Genomic DNA, 16,932 nt, shown 5'->3' with positions numbered 1-16,932 from the left:
CATGAAGGCGGCTAAATATTATCATGCGATTTTCACCCGCCGATTTCCCCGGCTGGTATTGCTGCGTTACCATGGCCTCGCTAACCGAAAGGAAAAAGAATGCGGATTGTGATGATCGGTTCGGGTTATGTCGGCCTCGTGTCCGGCGCGTGTTTTGCAGATTTCGGCCATGACGTGGTCTGCGTCGACAAGATGCCGGAGAAGATCGAGGCCCTGAAAAACGGCCATATTCCGATCTTCGAACCGGGTCTGGAGACCATTGTCGCCAACAATGCAAAGGCCGGGCGGTTGAGCTTCACGACCGATCTTTCCGCAGCCGTCGCCAATGCCGATGTCGTCTTCATCGCGGTCGGCACGCCCTCGCGGCGCGGCGATGGCCATGCCGATCTCGGTTATGTCTATGCGGCGGCAAAAGAGATCGCCCATGCGCTGGACGGTTTCACGGTCATCGTCACCAAGTCCACGGTTCCCGTCGGCACCGGCGACGAGGTGGAACGCATCATCCACGAGGAAAACCCCTCGGCAGATTTTGCCGTGGTCTCTAATCCGGAATTCCTGCGCGAAGGTGCGGCCATCGAAGATTTCAAGCGGCCGGACCGCATCGTCGTCGGCCTTTCGGACGAGCGCGCCCGCCCCGTCATGACCGAGGTTTACCGCCCGCTCTATCTCAACCAGTCGCCGCTGCTCTTCACCACAAGACGCGCTTCCGAACTGATCAAATATGCCGCCAACGCCTTTCTGGCGATGAAGATCACCTTCATCAACGAGATGGCTGATCTCTGCGAAAAGGTCGGCGCCAATGTGCAGGATGTCTCGCGCGGCATCGGTCTCGATGGCCGTATCGGCCCGAAATTCCTGCATGCCGGCCCCGGTTATGGCGGCTCCTGTTTCCCGAAGGACACGCTGGCGCTTGCCAAGACCGCGCAGGATTATGATGCGCCGGTGCGGCTGATCGAGACCACCATCGCCATCAACGACAATCGCAAGCGCGCCATGGGCCGCAAGGTCATCAATGCGGTGGGCGGCGATGTGCGCGGCAAGAAGATCGCCGTGCTTGGCCTCACCTTCAAGCCGAATACCGACGACATGCGCGACAGCCCGGCAATCGCCATCATCCAGACCCTGCAGGATGGCGGTGCGAAAGTGGTCGGTTACGACCCGGAAGGCATGGCGAATGCCCGCCATCTGATGGAAGACATCGAATACGCGGCCGGCCCCTACGAGGCGGCGGAAGATGCCGACGCCGTGGTGATCGTGACGGAATGGAACCAGTTCCGCGCGCTCGACCTGCCGCGCCTGAAAGCGATCATGAAACATCCGGTGCTGGTGGATCTGCGCAATATCTACCGCACGGATGAGGTCGCCGCGCATGGTTTCATCTATGCCGCGGTCGGTCGTCCGCATGAAGGCGGTTCCGACAAGGGCGCATAGAGGTTTCGTTTTCGCCATTTCATTAAAAGGTTTTCTGCGCTTCGGTCAGACCGCAAACGCACCAACGAATTCGGGATATAATCATCATGCGTTATCTGGTTACCGGTACGGCTGGCTTCATCGGCTTTTATGTTGCCAAGCGGCTGTTGGACGCCGGCCACTTCGTGACCGGTTTCGACGGCATGACGAAATATTACGATGTCAGCCTCAAGGAAAAACGCCACGCCATTCTTTCCCGCTCCAACGGCTTCCGGGCCGAAATCGGCATGCTGGAAGATACGGATGCGCTGAAGCGTGCAGCGGAGGCCGCCGAACCTGAGATCATCATCCACCTCGCGGCACAGGCGGGTGTCCGTTACAGCCTTGAAAATCCGCGGGCCTATATCGATTCCAACCTCATCGGCTCGTTCAACATGCTGGAGCTCGCCAGAAGCTTGCAGGTCAAGCACCTGATGCTGGCATCGACCTCCTCAATCTACGGCGCCAACGAGAAAATCCCCTTCGCTGAGAGCGACAAGGCCGACGAGCCTATGACGCTTTACGCCGCCACCAAAAAATCGATGGAACTGATGGCGCACAGCTATGCCCATCTGCACAAGCTGCCCACCACCGCCTTCCGTTTCTTCACGGTCTACGGCCCGTGGGGGCGGCCGGACATGGCGCCGATCAAATTCGTCGACGCCGTTTCCAACGGCCGGCCGATAGATATTTACGGGCAAGGCAATATGAGCCGCGATTTCACCTATATCGACGATCTGGTGGAGGGCATCGTCCGGTTGAGCGCGGTCATCCCGTCCGAGGAAAACCGCGTCACGCAGGAAGGTGTCACCGACACGCTCTCGCACCACGCGCCCTTCCGCGTGGTCAATATCGGCGGCGGCCAGCCGGTGGAGCTGATGCATTTCGTCGAAACGGTCGAAAAGGCGGTCGGAAAACCCGCGATCCGCAATATGCTGCCGATGCAGCAGGGCGATGTTCCCCGCACTTTCGCCTCTCCCGATCTGCTGAGGGCATTGACCGGTTACGTGCCGCAAACCCCGGTCGAAGAGGGCATCAAGGCCCTCGTCGCCTGGTATCGCGAGATGCACCCGGCCGAATTACGGGAATAACCTCACAGCGTCGCCAGCAGGCGATTGGAGATGGTGCCGCCGGAAGCGCTCTGCATGGTGATCTTGGTTTCCACGGCCTCGATGATCGTGTCGCTGAAATCCATCTCGGTGAGATCGCGGATATTGGAAAGACCGCCCGGGGAAAAGACGTTCACTTCCAGTATCTTGTCGCCAACGATATCGAGCCCGACGAGGAACATGCCGTCCTCCACCAGCTTCGGCCGCACCATTTCGGCAAGCGCCACGATCTCATCCGTCACCTTCACGGCTTCCGCCGTGCCATGGGCATGGATATTGGAGCGCAGGTCGCCCTTGGCGGGCACGCGGCGAAGGGCGGCATATTTGCCGTCCCGCATCAGCGGCCGGCCATTCATCATGAAGAAGCGGATGTCGCCATCCTTGGCGGCCGGCAGATAGGCCTGCGCGATCAGATATCCCTCAAGGCTCACTGCCTCGAAAATCTGGTTGAGATTGGTCTCTTTGCTGGAGCCGATCTTGAACACATTCTTGCCGCCGGAGCCCTGCAGCGGCTTGACGATGACGCCCTTGGGATGCGCGTCGGCAAAGGCGCGAATTTCCTCGACATTGCGCGAAATGATCGTGGTCGGGCGGACGATTTCGGGAAAGCTCTGGAAATAGAGTTTGTTCTGCGCGAGCGCCAGACCTTCGGGATCGTTCAGCACTACCACACCCCGCTGTTCGGCCAGCCGCCCGAACAGGATGCCGGCATGCACCGCCCATGGCCGCGTCGTCTGGTCGAGCGAGGGGTCGTTGCGCAGCATCAGCGCATCGATTTCCTCCACATCCATGGTTCGCCGCTCCAGCGCCTTGTCCTGAAGCGTGGAATGGAACGTCTCGCCTTTCTTGATTTTGCCCTTCGGCAGCACGGTGGCGTGAATGGTCAGGCTGTCGTCCGAGCGTAATGTGAAATCGCCGGGCGTCAGATAGACCACCTCATGACCGCGATTGAGCGCCGCCATGGCAAGCAGGCCGGTCGCGTAGTTCGGTCCCTCTGTTTCGATGGAATTGACGAAAAATGCGATACGCATGAAGCCCCTCCTATAATGTCGCCAGTTCGGCAATGGATAATCCCGCCCGTATTTTTTCCAGCCGTTCATTGGCCCTCGCGGGCAGCAGGAATGCGGGCCTGACGCCCGGGGGGCGAAGCAGGCCGCGCAGGGCAAGCTCCTGCATCACCGGAAAATGGGCGGCGGCGATCTTGCCCATCCAGAACGGATCGAGCGCCCCGCCCCTGCGCAGATGGTCCAGCACTTCAGCAAGCCCGCGCAGATAGATCGCATCCTTGGAAAGACCGCCGCCGCGATAGATGCGCAGCACCATGTTGAAGGCCCCAGCCTCATCGAAACCGTGATCGCGGGTCATGGTACGGAAGGTCTCCACGAAGCTCGCCCCATCGAGCATGGCGGCGCAGCCGACAACGCGGCCGGCGATCAGCCGCAGGCGCTCACGCGTCATGCCGCCGGCCAGATGTTCCGCAAGCACTGCCAGGCCTTCCTGCACGCCCTCATAACCGGAAAGGCCGGTGCGGAAGAGCCGCAGCCCCTGAAACGAGCCGTTGAAATACGTCAGAAGATGCACGCCGATCTCATGCGACAGCAGCGCCTCGACACGGCGCTGTTCCATGACGGTGTGGCGCGAAATCAAAAGCTTCTCACCCGTCACCATCAGGCCCGGCGGCAGGTCGTCGCGGATTTCGACGCGTGCCTTGAATTCCGGGGCTTCCGCAAGATAGGTCTCGACCATCTCCCGCGACTTCTTGGCGACCGCGTAACAATCGACCATGGCGATTTCGCTGCTGTCCTCCCGGCGCGGGCAATCCGCAAGCACCCTCAGCGCCAGCTGAAGAAGGGCCGGTTCGACAGCGCCATAAAGGGCGCGCGAAAAATCGGTGAAGGTGCGATGGTGCAGATTGGCGAGCATCGTCAGTTGCAGATCGATCTCCTGCTGTTTCTCCCGGTAGAGATTATAAAGCACCGGGTCTTCCAGATGATCGAACACGACGGAATAAAGCTTGCGTTTCTGCTCCTCGACATCGACGCCGAGCGGCCGGTAGAGCAGGCGCGGCGCGAACTGAAAGCCGCCATCGCGAAATTCCTCGAAGGCCCGGCGGGCATTGATGGGCGTGACGGAAAGCAGAAAATCGAAGGATGAAACAATATCGTCGACGGACCGGTCGGCACGCCTGACCGCATCGACGAAAGCCTTGCGCCCCAGCGCCCGATGGCTGGTAACCTTGAGCGCGTCCTTGCCCGAAGCGAAGGATGAAAAAGCCTGCAGACCGGCATCGAAAAGATCGGCGATCATCGTCACCCGCAGGCCCGGATAATCCGCACCGGATTCCGGCTGGCGGTAGATCGGCGCGAAACGCACGCCGATACAGGGAAATTCGAGGCCGGCTTTTTTGAAGCGCAGAACGGGATCGGCATCTGGTTCCGGCCGGGTGATGCGCGGCGTGCGAAAACGCACTTCGGCATCGCAAACCGCCTTGATGAAGACCCGGCGGGCATTCTGCGTTTCTGGCTCAGCCGTCGCCGAGACGGAAACCTCATAAAGCGGCAGGAAAGGCGAATCGTCGGCCAGCAGGATGTCATGCTCCAGCTCACCGATATCAAGGACGATGAAGGCGCCGAAGCGCTGCCGCATGACCGTGCCAACGGCCTCGATCAGCGGCGCTGCCTCCTGAATGGTCGACGCGATCAGATAGGACGCATGGGCGGCGGCGATATCGCGTGCGGCGAGATTTTTCGTGCCGCCGGTCAGATGCAGGCAGAGGAATGGCAGCGGCCGGTCGATATGCAGACGACCGTCTTTGCCGACATCGCGGCGGATGGCCTTGCCAGCCTCGAGGCAGGACACGACATCATCGACCAGATCGGCGATGGGAGACGGTGCGCTGCGGGCGGGAGAAAGGTTCATCGCCGCGACCTCAGGCACTCTTCGAGCACCGGCTGGAGTGCTGTTATCGCTTGGCGAATATCCGCCACCACACGCGCATCCGGCTTTCCCGTCCACTCGTCCATGAAGAATTTCTTGAACTCGACCGCGATGGCGCAGCCATTTTCGGCGAACCTTTCGTGGATGAAACGGGTCTGCTCCCCCTTGCCCTGAAACGCCACATTCTCGCGAACATCGAGGCGGCGTCCGCCGATGGTCGCTGACGCGAAATGATGCCCGACCGCGCTGACGATATCGCCCCAGCGGCTGCGATCCATGGAAAAGGTGCCGATATTGATATCGGGCGCTTCCGCCTGCGCCGTCGGTGGCGCGGCCGCACCCTGCCGGCGATGATTATAGCTGTGTATATCGAGCACCACGAAAGCCCCATGCCGCCTTTCGATTGCGGAGAGCACGGTCTCCAGCATCGTGTAATAGTCGGCGTGAAAGTCGAGCGACTGCCGGACGGCTTCCTGCGCCGGCTCTTCTTTCCAGACCTCAAGCCCCCAGGATTGTTCCGGCTTCAGATAGATCGCCTGATCGGCCGCACGGTTGAGATCGATTTCGAACCGTGAATGGTGAACGACGATACGGTTCGTCAGCCCGGCGATCATCTCACCGGTGAAAGGGTCTTCCTCCCGCAGCCGCTGTTCCGGGGAAAGGGCGATGAGCCCGGATACGTCCGGTCTAATGCGATGACCGTCGTGAATGGCCGTGCCGATAACCGGTGAGTTGCCGAAATCGAACGACCAGAAACCCTTGTTTTTGTTGTCACCGCGATATTCGTCGTCACTGTGTCTGGCTGCCATGCTGCCTCCCCTGCATCGGGGATAAAACAGCGGGACATGCCCGTTTGTTCCGGTAAAAAATTGCGCGCGATATATTCGGCTTCGGCAACGACGCCGCTGGAAAAAACTGCGGAACCTTACCGGAAAGCTCACGTTGTTCCAGCAGGAGGGGCCGCCGTGTCAAACGGACGCGATGGCGCTGAAGAACATCGGGATTTTTCCGTTTTCTCCCGGTGGCCAACGAAATGGCAGCCGAGCTTCTTACCCATCCGGCACCCCTCCGTTCCCGCTTTCCACGCACAAGGAGCCGCGACATGGAAAAGACCGAAACACGCAAACTTGCGGAAGAATATTTGCGTCTCGGCGGCACGCGTCAGGTGATGATCGACGACAACAAGACCTTCGTGCGCCAATGGCAGCACGAACCGGCGGAAGCCGAACGGTTCTGGCAAACGCATATCGAAAATCTCGACGCGGAGCGGCTCAAGGACGTGGAATTTTTCCTGCCCTCCATCAATTCCGACAAGGAAGACTGAACCCGAAAGGAGACAGACATGACTGCCATCAACGCTGCAAAAATCCTCATTCTCGCAACGGACGGGTATGAGCGTTCCGAATTGCGCGTGCCCTATGACCAGCTGAAGGCCAAAGGTGCAGACGTGAAGGTCGCCTCCATCAAGGAGGGCGAGATCAAGAGCTGGGACAAGAAAGACTGGGGTGACAGCATCGCCGTCGATCTATCCGCCAAGGCCGTAAAAACCGAAGATTTTGACGCGCTGGTTCTACCCGGCGGCCAGATCAATCCGGACGTTCTGCGCCATGACGAGGATGCGATGCGGGTGGTGCGTGATTTCATCAAATCCGGCAAGGTGGTGGCCGCCATCTGCCACGCACCCTGGCTGCTTGTAGAAGCCGACGCCCTGCGTGGCCGCGACGCCACCTCCTATTGGTCGATCAAGACCGACCTCAAGAACGCCGGCGCGAACTGGAAGGATGAAAAGGTGGTGACCGACAAGGGGATCATTACCTCCCGCAGCCCTGACGATCTCGACGCCTTCGTCGCCAAGATCGTGGAAGAGGTCGAGGAAGGCCGCCACGAACGCCGCGCCGCTTAAGACACACCCTATTTCCGTGCCGCCGGTTTTCCGGCGGCACTTTTATTTGGGAGGAAGACATGAAAAGCAGATTGCTGGCAAGCGGCGCGGAGCGCACCTTCATCCTCGTCATCGATCCCGAGGAAGAAGCCTTCGAGGCCATTAGGCGCTTTGCCAGAGAAGAGAATATCAACGCCGCCTCGGTGAGCGCGATCGGCGCCTTCGCCACGGCAACACTCGCCTTTTTCGATCTTTCGACGCAGGACTATAAGGAAATACCGGTCACCGACCAGAGCGAGGTTCTAAGCCTGCTTGGCGATATCACCCTTGACGAGAACGATACGCCCAATCCGCACCTGCATGTGGTTCTGGGCTTTGCCGATGGCTCCACCAGGGGCGGCCATTTTCTAAAAGGGGTGGTGCGGCCGACGCTGGAAGTCGTCATCCGCGAAACACCTGCGGAATTGCGGCGCAGCTATCGCCCGGAATTCGGCATCGCTCTCATCGATCCCGCGAAATAAACCCACGGAACCGGAAAAACGCCATTGCGTTATCGCTGTGGACAGGGGGCGGCATGGTGACGGCGATCAATCGAAGAGATGCGGACGATGACGAGGTCGGGCAATTTCTGATCGGCCTCGCGCGCGGTACGGCGGGTGCATTGCTATTTGCCCTGCCCATGCTGATGACCATGGAAATGTGGTTTCTCGGCCTTTACGTCAATTCCTGGCGGCTTCTGCTGCTCTGCATCCTCAACCTGCCGCTGCTGCTTCTTCTCGCCCGCCGCATCGGTTTCGAGAATATTCACTCCTGGAGCCAGGCGCTGCGCGATGCGATAACGGCCTATGGGCTGGGCATTGCCGTCAGTGCCGCCGTGCTGCTGCTGTTCGGCATTCTGAACGACCAGATCACCGCCTCCAACATCGTCGCCAAGATTGCGCTGCAATCCGTTCCAGCCAGCATCGGCGCGCTGCTTGGGCGCAGCCAGCTCGGCCAGCATTCCGACGCGGAGGATGAAGAGGAGGGCGAATATTCCGGCGAGACGGGTTATCTGCACGAACTGTTCATGATGGTGGTCGGCGCGCTTTTCCTCAGCCTCAATGTCGCGCCGACGGAAGAAATGATCCTGATCGCCTATAAGGTGACGCCCTATCACATTCTGGCGCTTTGCCTGCTGTCGGTCGCCATCATGCATGGCTTTGTCTACGCGCTTCACTTCAAGGGCTCGCACCAGCTGCACGAAGGGCAGAAGTGGTGGCAATCCTTCATCCGCTTCACCCTGCCCGGCTACGTCATCGCCATCGCCATCAGCATCTATACGCTCTGGACCTTCGAGCGCCTCGACCACACATCGCTGTCGCAGATCATGAATGCCGCCGTCATTCTCGGCGTTCCCGCCTCGATCGGCGCTGCCTCTGCCCGGCTGATCCTGTGAGGACAATATGACGATATCCAAGGGCCGCAAACATACGGAAAGCCCCGAGCCGCATTGGGTGGAATGGCTGACGGGCGCCATCTGCACGCTCCTTGTCGCCGCCATGCTGGGCTGGATCGGTTATGACATCTATCGCTACAGGCCGGAGGATGCCCGCTTCGAAATCGCCGTTACCGGTGTGGAGGCGCAGGCCGGGCAATACCGGGTGCGGTTCGACATCCGCAACCTGTCCATGACGACGGCGGCGCAGGTGCAGGTGCGCGGCGACCTGCAGCAAAACGGCGCGACGCTGGAGAGCGCCGATGTGACGTTCGATTACGTCGCCTCGGAGTCTCGCGACACCGGCACGCTTTTCTTCCGCAACGATCCCCGCACCGCAACGCTCACCATCAATGTCGCCGGCTATACCGAGCCGTGACACCTTTCAGGATGATTTCATGCCGACATCGGAACTGACGAAAGAACGCGATCTCAGGGATTCAAAGCCCGTGTGGGCGGATACGCCTCGCATTGGCGTCCGCAGCAGGCACACGCCGGAGGCCGACCATTACGACACGATCGTCATCGGCGCCGGTATCAGTGGCGCGCTGGTGTCCCACGCCCTGCAACGGACAGGTCAATCCATGCTGATTGTCGACCGGCGCGAACCGGTCATGGGCAGCAGCGTCGCCAGCACAGCGATGATCCAGCACGAAATCGACACGCCGCTGACGCAGCTTCGAAAGATGATCGGCAGGCACGCGGCTGACACGGCATGGCAGCGTTCCGCCCGCGCCGTCCTGCGGCTGGAGGAAATCGTTTCTTCGCTCGGCATCTCCTGCAGCATGAGGCGCAAACAGGCCCTTTATCTGGCTGGAGACGAAATGGGATCGCGCGCATTGAAGGCCGAAGCAGAAGCCCGGAAAGAAGCGGGCATCGAGGCACACCTCCTCACCGCCGCGGAACTGAGAGAGCAATACGGCTTGCACCGGACCGGGGCCATCCTCAGCGATATTTCGGCCTCCGCCAATCCCGCGCAGCTGACGGCCGGCCTGCTGCGCCACACGGCGGGCGCCGGCGCCGAAATCGTCTCCCAGCTTGAGATCACCGATCTCAGGAACCTCGGCGACGAGGTTGTCCTTGCCACCGCCGGCGGCAAAATCCTTTCAGCGCGCAATGTCGTTTTCTGCACCGGCTATGAATTCCTGAAAGTGCTGGAGAGCCCGAAACACCAGATCATTTCCACCTGGGCGCTGGCGAGCCGAAAGGGGCTCGACCTACCCGACTGGCTGGAGAACCATATCATCTGGGAGGCCTCCGATCCCTATCTCTACCTGCGCACCGACCGGGAGGGGCGGATGATCGCCGGAGGCGAGGACGAGGAAAACCCCACCGCCTACCAGTCGGAGCGCAAGCTCGCCGCCAAGGCGGAAGCGATCCGCCGCAAGATCGAAAAGCTTCTCGGCATCGATATGGGAAAGCCGGAATATCGGTGGGCGGCGGCCTTCGGCACGACCACCACCGGCCTGCCGCTGATTGGCGCGGTGCCCGGAATGAATAACGTCTATGCCGTGATGGGTTTCGGCGGCAACGGCATCACCTTCAGCCAGATCGCCGCTGAAATCGTGGCCGCCGCCGTCAGTGGCGGCAAGGACCCCGACGCCGATCTCTTCCGCTTCGGCTGATGTCGTTCATTCCTCCTTGATGCCCGCCGCCACCTGTAAGCGGCGCAGCGTCCACAGGACGACAATGCCCATTCCCGAAGCAAGAAGAGCGAGCGGCCACATGCCAAGGCCGGCCGAGAGGCCGATTGCCGCCGAAAGCCACATGCTGGCGCCCGTCGTCAGGCCTTTGACATCGCCTCTGGTATAAACCACCACACCCGCCGCAAGAAAGGCGATGCCCGCCGTCACGGCCTCCACCAGCCGGATGGGATCGAGCCGCGCGGCCTCATGGCCTTCCGCCATCGTCTCCATCATGTGAATGGTGATAACGCAGAAGGTGACGGCGGCAAGGCCGATCAGCATGTTGGTGCGCAGGCCGGCGGTGTTCTTGTGAAACTCACGTTCCAGACCGATCAGGCCGCACAGGATGACCGCGCCGAACACACGCACCAGCAGCACCTCGAAGGGGATGGAAATATTCATGGAAAATTCTTCTGCAAGGCTCTGGGGCACTGTCGCGTCTCCTCCCGAAATTTCTTCACACTAAGTTCGCAAAGGCGTGTTGGTTCCGCGCGGCAATATAAACGTTGCGCGCAACCGAGCCGGAACCATGGGCGCAGCAAAGGGTTTGTCTCCCGTGCGCATGGGCGCACGTCATGCATTTTCACACATGGGAGAAGGAACAATGGCCGAGAAGAAACTCGACGACCTGTTTTACGATACGCTGAAGGATATCTACTACGCCGAAAGGCAGATCCTGAAAGCCCTGCCGAAAATGGCGCGGGCGGCGACCGATCCGAAGCTGAAACAGGCTTTTGAAAAACACAAGGAAGAAACCCAGGGGCACGTCGAGCGCCTGCAGGAGGTGTTCGAGATCATCGGCAAGCGGGCACAGGGCAAGACCTGCGAAGCCATTCAGGGCATCATCGCCGAGGGCGAGGAAATCATGGAGGACTTCAAGGGCACGCCCGCCCTCGACGCCGGCCTGGTTTCCTCGGCACAGGCGGTCGAGCACTATGAGATCGCCCGTTACGGCACGCTGAAGGCATGGGCGGAAAAGCTGGGACACACGAAAGCGGTTTCGTTGCTGGATGCCACGCTCAAGGAAGAAGCGAAAACCGATGATGCGCTGACCGCGCTCGCCAAAACTTCGGTTAACGCCGCCGCCGAGAAAAAAGCGGCTTGATACCCCTCTTGGCAACAAAAACCGGAATGGTCGCCCATTCCGGTTTTTTTGTATCTTGAAACCTGCAGAGATTACGGCAGGGTATAGGCGATCACATAGTCGCCCGGTTTGGTTCCGACGGAGCCGTGGCCACCCGCAACCATCACCACATATTGCTTGCCACCATCCAGCGCATAGGTCATCGGCGTTGCCTGACCGCCGGCCGGCAGGCGCGCTTCCCAAAGCTGCCTGCCGGTGGTCAGATCATAGGCGCGCAGGTAGTTGTCGACGGCAGCACCGAGGAACGCCACGCCGCCCTTGGTTATCATCGGCCCGCCAATGCCCGGCACACCCACCTTGAAGGGCAGCGGCAGCGGCGTCATGTCATGGACCGTGCCGTTTTTGTGCTTGTAAGCGATATCGCCGGTGCGCAGATCAGCACCCGCGACATAACCCCATGGCGGGGCCTGGCAGGGAATCTGCAACGGACCGAGGAACGGACCCATGAACACGCCATAGGGTGCACCGTCATTGCGGTTGAGGCCCTGTTCGCTACCCTTTTCGTCCTGACCCTTCGGCGGAATGTCGGCGCGCGGTACGAGCTGCGAGGTGAAGGCGAGATAGGTCGGCATGCCGAACATTACCTGACGCTCGGGATCGACCGCCACGCTGCCCCAGTTGAAGGTGCCGAAATTGCCGGGATAGATGATCGAGCCGGTCAGCGAAGGCGGCGTGTAGCGACCCTTGTAGTTCAGCTGATGGAAGCGGATGCGGCAGGCGAGCTGATCGAACATGGAGACGCCCCACATGTCCTTTTCCTGCAATGGCTCCGGCTTGAAGGACAGGGCCGTCGTCGGCTGCGTCGGAGAGGTGAAGTCCTCCGGTATGGCGCCGCCCGGTGCAGGTTCTTCGGTGATCGGCAGAAGCGGCTCGCCGGTGCGCCGGTCGAGAACGTAGATATCGCCCTGCTTGGTGGGGCCGACGAGAGCCGGCACGGTCTGGCCGTCCTTGGTGATGTCGAGCAGCACCGGCTGGGCCGGCACGTCCATGTCCCAGAGATCGTGATGGACCGTCTGGCGCACCCAGCGATCCTTGCCGGTGTTTATATCCAGCGCAACGATGGAGGAGGAATATTTCTCCACATTCTCGCTGCGGCCCATGCCGAGCTGATCCGGCACCTGATTGCCGAGCGGGATATAAACGAGGCCGAGGCCTTCATCGTAACTGAAGACCGACCAGCTGTTGGGCGAATTGGTGGTGTAGGTTTCACCCGCCGCAATCGGTTCGGTTTTCGCCGGGTTGCCGGAATCCCAGTTCCAGACGAGCGCGCCGCTGTTCACATCGAAAGCGCGGATGACGCCAGACTGTTCCTGCGTGGAATAGTTGTCGTTCACCGCGCCACCGATGATGATCTTGCCCGCCACGATGACGGGCGGCGAGGTCGAATAATAATAACCGGCGGGATTGTATTTCATGCCCTGCTCGAGATGCAGCACTCCCTGATCGGCAAAGGACGTGCAGACCTGACCGGTGGCGGCGTCAAGCGCGATCAGCCGCGCATCCGAGGTCGGCAGGTAGACGCGCTCGGCGCAGGCCGTACCTTGAGCGGCATTCGGCTCGGCATAATAGGAAACGCCGCGGCATGTCTGGTGCTGGCGATCCGGATTGAGACCGACATTGGGGTCGTATTTCCATTTTTCCTTGCCGGTGGCGGCATCGATGGCAATCGCCCAATTATGCGGCGTGCAGATATAAAGCGTGTTGCCGATTTTCAGCGGCGTCACCTGATAGGTGGTTTCACCCACATCATCAGGCAGCTTCACATCGCCCGTCTGGTAACGCCAGGCTTCCTTGAGTTGCGAGACATTGTCGACATTGACCTGGGTGAGCGGCGAATAACGCTGGCCATAGGGCGTGCGGCCATATTGATGCCAGTCACCGTCAGGCACATTGCCGCCATAGGCGGGCGTGGCAGAGGCCGTTTCCTGAGGCAGGGAACCGGCCGTATCGTGCGGATCCTGCGCCATGGAATATCCGGCCACGACGATCGAGGCGAGGACGGAAAGGGCAAGCGGCCAGGCGTTCGGCCCGTAGCTAAGCCCGGTCGGGCTCGAAAAACCGAGCGGCTTTCTGACCCAGGGAACCAGAAGCCAGAGGCCTATGAGAATGATGATGCCGCCGCGCGGACCAAGCTGCCACCAGTCGAAGCCGACTTCCCATATGGCCCAGGCGAGCGTCGCGACAATGAAGACGGCATAGACGTGAAGGGCTGCGCGATTGCGCTTGAACAGCAGGACGGCCGTCAACAGAAAAGCCAGTCCGGAAAGTACGTAATAAAAGCTCCCGCCCAGCATAACGAGCTGAGAGCCGAAACCGAACAGCGCAAGACCGATCAGCGTGAGAACAACTGCAGTGACGGTGACTGCCATGAATGAAACCCCCGATTCCTGTCACTTTGCGTGAAATGAAATCGGGCGCGATCTGGTTCCATGAAAATCATCATCGTCGCGAAAAAACTTCACGCCATGGTGGTCACGGGTTCTGCGGCGCGCCGGTCGAATCCTGCGGCGCGGGATTTGTCTCTGTCGATGACGGCGGCTGGGGGCGGCCATTCGCCGGATTGTTGTCGAAGCTTCCGGATCCCGACGGCTGCTGCGGCACGGGCGCAGTCTCGGTCTGCGGGTTCTGCGGCAGGTTCTCGTCGGGTTCGAAAACCGAATATTCGACAACGGCCCAAACCACCAATGCAAGAAGCACGCTGACGATCAGAATGACAAGCACGGGTCGTCCGCGCGATCCCTGCCGCGCGCGCGTTGCCGTTTCGCTTTTCACATCCCGACCGTCGAGATAGCTGGTATTTTCTCTGGCCATGTCTTTCACTCCCTGTAACCCTGTTGATCTAATCCCCGGGGTCAGGGTTTTGTTCCAGATCGCCGGAGAACGGCTTTCACCTCACTCGGCCGGCAAACGCGCCCTGTCACAGTCTGCTACATCCACCGCGCTGAAGCTTTGCCCGAGGCCGAGCCAGGAAACAGGCCGCAGCGCTCCATCATCCGTTTCCGATGGATCGTCTGCTGGGCTGTCAAAATTCGCCGACGGCAGAGGTGATGGCCGCCTGTGAAATCCGGCGCCGGAAAAGGAGAGGTGTTGTTTCAGCTCATGGCGCCATTGGCGACACAGGTCCAGAAAAGCGAGGATTCTCAACATCATGATTGTCAGGCAATATATTGATAAAAATAACCAGCCCTGTTTGGCACGTCTGAAAGACATGCGCATCCCCATCGCGCCGCAACCGCAGCGAATGGTCGGATTGTGCCAACAAACCGTCATAAAGTGTCAGAAGGGCACCCCTAAAAGCGTGGTCAGCGGCCGAGTTGCACTATCCAGCGGGTCCATTCCGCGCTGTCCGGCTTCAGAATATCCGACGTGAGGTCACGGTTTTCCGAAGCGAAATGCCGCATCTGACGCGGCGAAAGGCCGAAGGCCTTCTTGAAGACGCGGCTGAAATTTTCCGGATTGGTGAAACCATAGGACGCCGCCACCTCGGCAATCGTCATATGCGCCGACTGCGGTGCCCGCAGGAAATCCATCGCGCGCTCGAGACGCCGATGGGTGATGCAGGCCGAAAACCCTCCCAGCGGCTCGAAGAGCCGGTAGACGGTGCGTCGCGACACGCCAAATTCGCCCATGACCTTTTCCACCGACAGGGCCGGATCGAGAAGGTGATTGTCGATATAACGCCGGATGGATGCCCTGAGCGCCCGCTGCACGCCCTGCGCATTGTCGTGCCCGACATGATTGTTGATGGCGGCCGCAGCCAGTTCCAGCAGCGGCGAGACCGTCGCTGCGCCCTCGCTGGCGTTCATGACATCGAAATGGCGATAGATGCTCGTCATCGTTTCGCGCAGCAGCGATACCAGCGGCAAACCGGCCGGCAGCACGCGTTCATGATGATTGCCGGAACCGCCAAGCCTGCCTTCCAGCAGCCGGCGCGGCACGACGAGGCTGAGATGGTCGTGGTCGGTCGTGGCGGTGGCAAGCGGCTGCGCCATGTCGATGAGATAGAGATCGCCGGGCCCCGCAGTCTCACCCGATCCGCGCCGCGACATGCTTTGTCCGCTCGCGTAAAATTGCAGGAGAAAACCGTCCATGCCGTCGCGGGCAAGCTTGTGGCGCGAACGGTCGAAATCCTGCGCCGAGGACTGGGTGCGGCCAAGCGCGACATTGCCGATGAAAGCGGCGTCCACGCTGGCGAAGAAGCCGTCATCCTGCAAGCGGCGCAGGCGGGCATCGAAAAGCACGTTGATCGAATCCCGCCACAACCCCATGGCGTCGCGTTTCGGCACCTGGCGCGTATCGAAGCGCGAACGCGCCAGCGGCGCTTCAAAAGACCCTGTGTTCATCATGACGCTTTTCCATGGACACGGCGCTGAACCTCCGCCATCCACGAAAACTATACAGGATTGAAACCGCTCAACAATGCCGGAAGCCGGTGAGACAGTTCGCCTAAAGCGCGTGCGTGAAAATTATTTCGCGGTCCAGCCGCCATCGATGGAGATGGTGGTGCCGGTGATGGAGCGCGCCATATCGCCCGCGAGATAAAGCGCCATTTCCGCTACTTCTTCCGGTTGCACAAACCGCCTTGTCGGCTGCGGCGCGAGCATCACCTTCTTCACCACATCCTCCTCGCTCATGCCATGCACGCGCGCCTGATCGGCGACCTGGGCGGCGACGAGCGGCGTCCAGACATAACCGGGGCAGATGGCGTTGCAGGTGATGCCAAGTTCGGCCACTTCCAGCGCCACGCTTTTCGTCAGCCCCACCACCGCATGTTTGGTCGCGACATAAGGCCCCTTGAAGGGTGAAGCGCGCAGGCCATGCGCGGAAGCGATGTTGACGATGCGGCCCCAGCCCCTTTCCTTCATGCCCGGCAGGGCCGCATGGATGGTGTGAAACGCGCTGTCGAGCGAGATGGCAACGATGCGGGAGAAATCGGCGAAATCGAACTCGTCGATCGGCGCGACCTTCTGGATGCCGGCATTGTTGACGAGGACGTCGATATGACCGAATTCGGCGATGACAGTCTCCGGCAGATGCGCGCTTTCATCATAATTGGCGAGGTTGGCGGCAAAATAGACCGGCCTGTGCCGCGCCACCTTCGCGACCGCCTCCAGCGCCTGCGTCGCCTCCTCCGCCGTCTCTATGCCATGCACCCCGACCAGATACCCCGCCTCGGCGAAACGCTTGGCGATGGCGAGCCCGATGCCGCTGGTGGAACCCGTGACAAGCACGGTTTTCGGTTGATCCTCCAT

General features: G+C 60.5%; 18 protein-coding genes. 9 read left to right on the top strand and 9 right to left on the bottom strand.

Features of this window, described 5'->3' with window-relative positions; all coding sequences use genetic code 11:
• The first annotated feature begins 99 nt into the window (after positions 1-99).
• Positions 100-1,431 (top strand): UDP-glucose dehydrogenase family protein, encoded by a 1,332-nt coding sequence (locus F3H58_RS23255; protein WP_078052652.1) that lies wholly within the window; start codon positions 100-102, stop codon positions 1,429-1,431.
• An 86-nt stretch (positions 1,432-1,517) separates the two neighbouring features.
• The gene (locus F3H58_RS23250; RefSeq protein ID WP_020811546.1) at positions 1,518-2,540 is read left to right on the top strand and encodes an NAD-dependent epimerase; all 1,023 of its coding nucleotides are present in this window, start codon (positions 1,518-1,520) and stop codon (positions 2,538-2,540) included.
• A gap of 2 nt (positions 2,541-2,542) precedes the next feature.
• Here F3H58_RS23250 and F3H58_RS23245 read toward each other — a convergent pair whose 3' ends face one another.
• Genes F3H58_RS23245 through F3H58_RS23235 form a run of 3 tightly spaced genes read right to left on the bottom strand, consistent with a single transcriptional unit; the run spans position 2,543 to position 6,304 of the window.
• On the bottom strand, positions 2,543-3,589 hold the full coding sequence (locus F3H58_RS23245; protein ID WP_080857707.1) for a glutathione synthase: 1,047 nt from the start codon (positions 3,587-3,589) through the stop codon (positions 2,543-2,545).
• A 10-nt stretch (positions 3,590-3,599) separates the two neighbouring features.
• The gene (locus tag F3H58_RS23240) at positions 3,600-5,477 is read right to left on the bottom strand and encodes a flavohemoglobin expression-modulating QEGLA motif protein (RefSeq protein ID WP_149743931.1); all 1,878 of its coding nucleotides are present in this window, start codon (positions 5,475-5,477) and stop codon (positions 3,600-3,602) included.
• Entirely contained in the window at positions 5,474-6,304 is an 831-nt protein-coding gene (locus tag F3H58_RS23235; protein ID WP_149743930.1) for an N-formylglutamate amidohydrolase, read from the bottom strand. The genes F3H58_RS23240 and F3H58_RS23235 overlap by 4 nt, the downstream gene beginning before the upstream one ends.
• A 293-nt stretch (positions 6,305-6,597) precedes the next feature.
• Between F3H58_RS23235 and F3H58_RS23225 the strand changes: the two genes are divergently transcribed.
• The 6 genes from F3H58_RS23225 to F3H58_RS23200 are packed head-to-tail and all read left to right on the top strand — an operon-like array spanning position 6,598 to position 10,476.
• Positions 6,598-6,819 (top strand): hypothetical protein, encoded by a 222-nt coding sequence (locus F3H58_RS23225; protein ID WP_078052649.1) that lies wholly within the window; start codon positions 6,598-6,600, stop codon positions 6,817-6,819.
• An 18-nt stretch (positions 6,820-6,837) separates the two neighbouring features.
• Positions 6,838-7,398: a type 1 glutamine amidotransferase domain-containing protein gene (locus F3H58_RS23220; protein WP_142781042.1), complete on the top strand. Its 561-nt coding sequence runs from the start codon at positions 6,838-6,840 to the stop codon at positions 7,396-7,398.
• Between the two features lie 59 nt (positions 7,399-7,457).
• A complete protein-coding gene (locus tag F3H58_RS23215) occupies positions 7,458-7,898 on the top strand; it encodes a PPC domain-containing DNA-binding protein (protein WP_149743929.1) in 441 nt (146 codons plus the stop codon).
• A gap of 53 nt (positions 7,899-7,951) precedes the next feature.
• On the top strand, positions 7,952-8,812 hold the full coding sequence (locus tag F3H58_RS23210) for a TIGR02587 family membrane protein (protein WP_078052646.1): 861 nt from the start codon (positions 7,952-7,954) through the stop codon (positions 8,810-8,812).
• Positions 8,813-8,819: 7 nt separating this feature from the next.
• A complete protein-coding gene (locus F3H58_RS23205) occupies positions 8,820-9,230 on the top strand; it encodes a TIGR02588 family protein (protein WP_149743928.1) in 411 nt (136 codons plus the stop codon).
• A gap of 19 nt (positions 9,231-9,249) precedes the next feature.
• Positions 9,250-10,476: an NAD(P)/FAD-dependent oxidoreductase gene (locus F3H58_RS23200; RefSeq protein ID WP_149743927.1), complete on the top strand. Its 1,227-nt coding sequence runs from the start codon at positions 9,250-9,252 to the stop codon at positions 10,474-10,476.
• A gap of 6 nt (positions 10,477-10,482) precedes the next feature.
• Here the strand turns inward: F3H58_RS23200 and F3H58_RS23195 are convergent, their stop codons facing one another.
• Positions 10,483-10,968 carry an MgtC/SapB family protein gene (locus F3H58_RS23195; RefSeq protein WP_065657330.1) on the bottom strand — a complete coding sequence of 162 codons (486 nt, stop codon included), beginning with the start codon at positions 10,966-10,968 and terminating at the stop codon, positions 10,483-10,485.
• 172 nt (positions 10,969-11,140) lie between these two features.
• Between F3H58_RS23195 and F3H58_RS23190 the strand changes: the two genes are divergently transcribed.
• On the top strand, positions 11,141-11,641 hold the full coding sequence (locus F3H58_RS23190; protein ID WP_065657331.1) for a YciE/YciF ferroxidase family protein: 501 nt from the start codon (positions 11,141-11,143) through the stop codon (positions 11,639-11,641).
• Between the two features lie 71 nt (positions 11,642-11,712).
• Here the strand turns inward: F3H58_RS23190 and F3H58_RS23185 are convergent, their stop codons facing one another.
• The 5 genes from F3H58_RS23185 to F3H58_RS23165 form a co-directional block, all read right to left on the bottom strand.
• Positions 11,713-14,049 carry a glucose/quinate/shikimate family membrane-bound PQQ-dependent dehydrogenase gene (locus F3H58_RS23185; RefSeq protein ID WP_149743926.1) on the bottom strand — a complete coding sequence of 779 codons (2,337 nt, stop codon included), beginning with the start codon at positions 14,047-14,049 and terminating at the stop codon, positions 11,713-11,715.
• 103 nt (positions 14,050-14,152) lie between these two features.
• The gene (locus F3H58_RS23180; protein ID WP_149743925.1) at positions 14,153-14,491 is read right to left on the bottom strand and encodes a flagellar basal body-associated FliL family protein; all 339 of its coding nucleotides are present in this window, start codon (positions 14,489-14,491) and stop codon (positions 14,153-14,155) included.
• An 81-nt stretch (positions 14,492-14,572) separates the two neighbouring features.
• Positions 14,573-14,890, bottom strand: coding sequence for a hypothetical protein (locus F3H58_RS27325; protein WP_188129041.1), 318 nt, complete (start codon positions 14,888-14,890; stop codon positions 14,573-14,575).
• Between the two features lie 92 nt (positions 14,891-14,982).
• Positions 14,983-16,026, bottom strand: a complete 1,044-nt coding sequence (locus F3H58_RS23170; RefSeq protein ID WP_149743924.1) for a helix-turn-helix domain-containing protein — start codon at positions 16,024-16,026, stop codon at positions 14,983-14,985.
• 120 nt (positions 16,027-16,146) lie between these two features.
• Positions 16,147-16,932, bottom strand: a complete 786-nt coding sequence (locus tag F3H58_RS23165) for a 3-hydroxybutyrate dehydrogenase (RefSeq protein ID WP_149743923.1) — start codon at positions 16,930-16,932, stop codon at positions 16,147-16,149.

The organism is Rhizobium sp. NFACC06-2, assembly GCF_900101425.1.
GTDB classification, from domain to species: Bacteria; Pseudomonadota; Alphaproteobacteria; order Rhizobiales; family Rhizobiaceae; genus Agrobacterium; species Agrobacterium leguminum.
The sequence above is the reverse complement of the archived record's forward strand: the minus strand, read 5'-3'. Positions and strand labels throughout refer to the sequence as shown.

Bases quoted from the DNA above. Each gene is read 5' to 3' on its own strand.
- F3H58_RS23240 (WP_149743931.1), bottom strand. From the start codon at position 5,477: ATGAACCTTTCTCCCGCCCGCAGCGCACCGTCTCCCATCGCCGATCTG.
- F3H58_RS23200 (WP_149743927.1), top strand. From the start codon at position 9,250: ATGCCGACATCGGAACTGACGAAAGAACGCGATCTCAGGGATTCAAAG.
- F3H58_RS23215 (WP_149743929.1), top strand. From the start codon at position 7,458: ATGAAAAGCAGATTGCTGGCAAGCGGCGCGGAGCGCACCTTCATCCTC.
- F3H58_RS23210 (WP_078052646.1), top strand. From the start codon at position 7,952: ATGGTGACGGCGATCAATCGAAGAGATGCGGACGATGACGAGGTCGGG.
- F3H58_RS23255 (WP_078052652.1), top strand. From the start codon at position 100: ATGCGGATTGTGATGATCGGTTCGGGTTATGTCGGCCTCGTGTCCGGC.
- F3H58_RS23220 (WP_142781042.1), top strand. From the start codon at position 6,838: ATGACTGCCATCAACGCTGCAAAAATCCTCATTCTCGCAACGGACGGG.
- F3H58_RS23165 (WP_149743923.1), bottom strand. From the start codon at position 16,932: ATGGAGGATCAACCGAAAACCGTGCTTGTCACGGGTTCCACCAGCGGC.
- F3H58_RS23250 (WP_020811546.1), top strand. From the start codon at position 1,518: ATGCGTTATCTGGTTACCGGTACGGCTGGCTTCATCGGCTTTTATGTT.
- F3H58_RS23235 (WP_149743930.1), bottom strand. From the start codon at position 6,304: ATGGCAGCCAGACACAGTGACGACGAATATCGCGGTGACAACAAAAAC.
- F3H58_RS27325 (WP_188129041.1), bottom strand. From the start codon at position 14,890: ATGTCTTTCAGACGTGCCAAACAGGGCTGGTTATTTTTATCAATATAT.
- F3H58_RS23190 (WP_065657331.1), top strand. From the start codon at position 11,141: ATGGCCGAGAAGAAACTCGACGACCTGTTTTACGATACGCTGAAGGAT.
- F3H58_RS23225 (WP_078052649.1), top strand. From the start codon at position 6,598: ATGGAAAAGACCGAAACACGCAAACTTGCGGAAGAATATTTGCGTCTC.
- F3H58_RS23245 (WP_080857707.1), bottom strand. From the start codon at position 3,589: ATGCGTATCGCATTTTTCGTCAATTCCATCGAAACAGAGGGACCGAAC.
- F3H58_RS23180 (WP_149743925.1), bottom strand. From the start codon at position 14,491: ATGGCCAGAGAAAATACCAGCTATCTCGACGGTCGGGATGTGAAAAGC.
- F3H58_RS23205 (WP_149743928.1), top strand. From the start codon at position 8,820: ATGACGATATCCAAGGGCCGCAAACATACGGAAAGCCCCGAGCCGCAT.
- F3H58_RS23185 (WP_149743926.1), bottom strand. From the start codon at position 14,049: ATGGCAGTCACCGTCACTGCAGTTGTTCTCACGCTGATCGGTCTTGCG.
- F3H58_RS23170 (WP_149743924.1), bottom strand. From the start codon at position 16,026: ATGATGAACACAGGGTCTTTTGAAGCGCCGCTGGCGCGTTCGCGCTTC.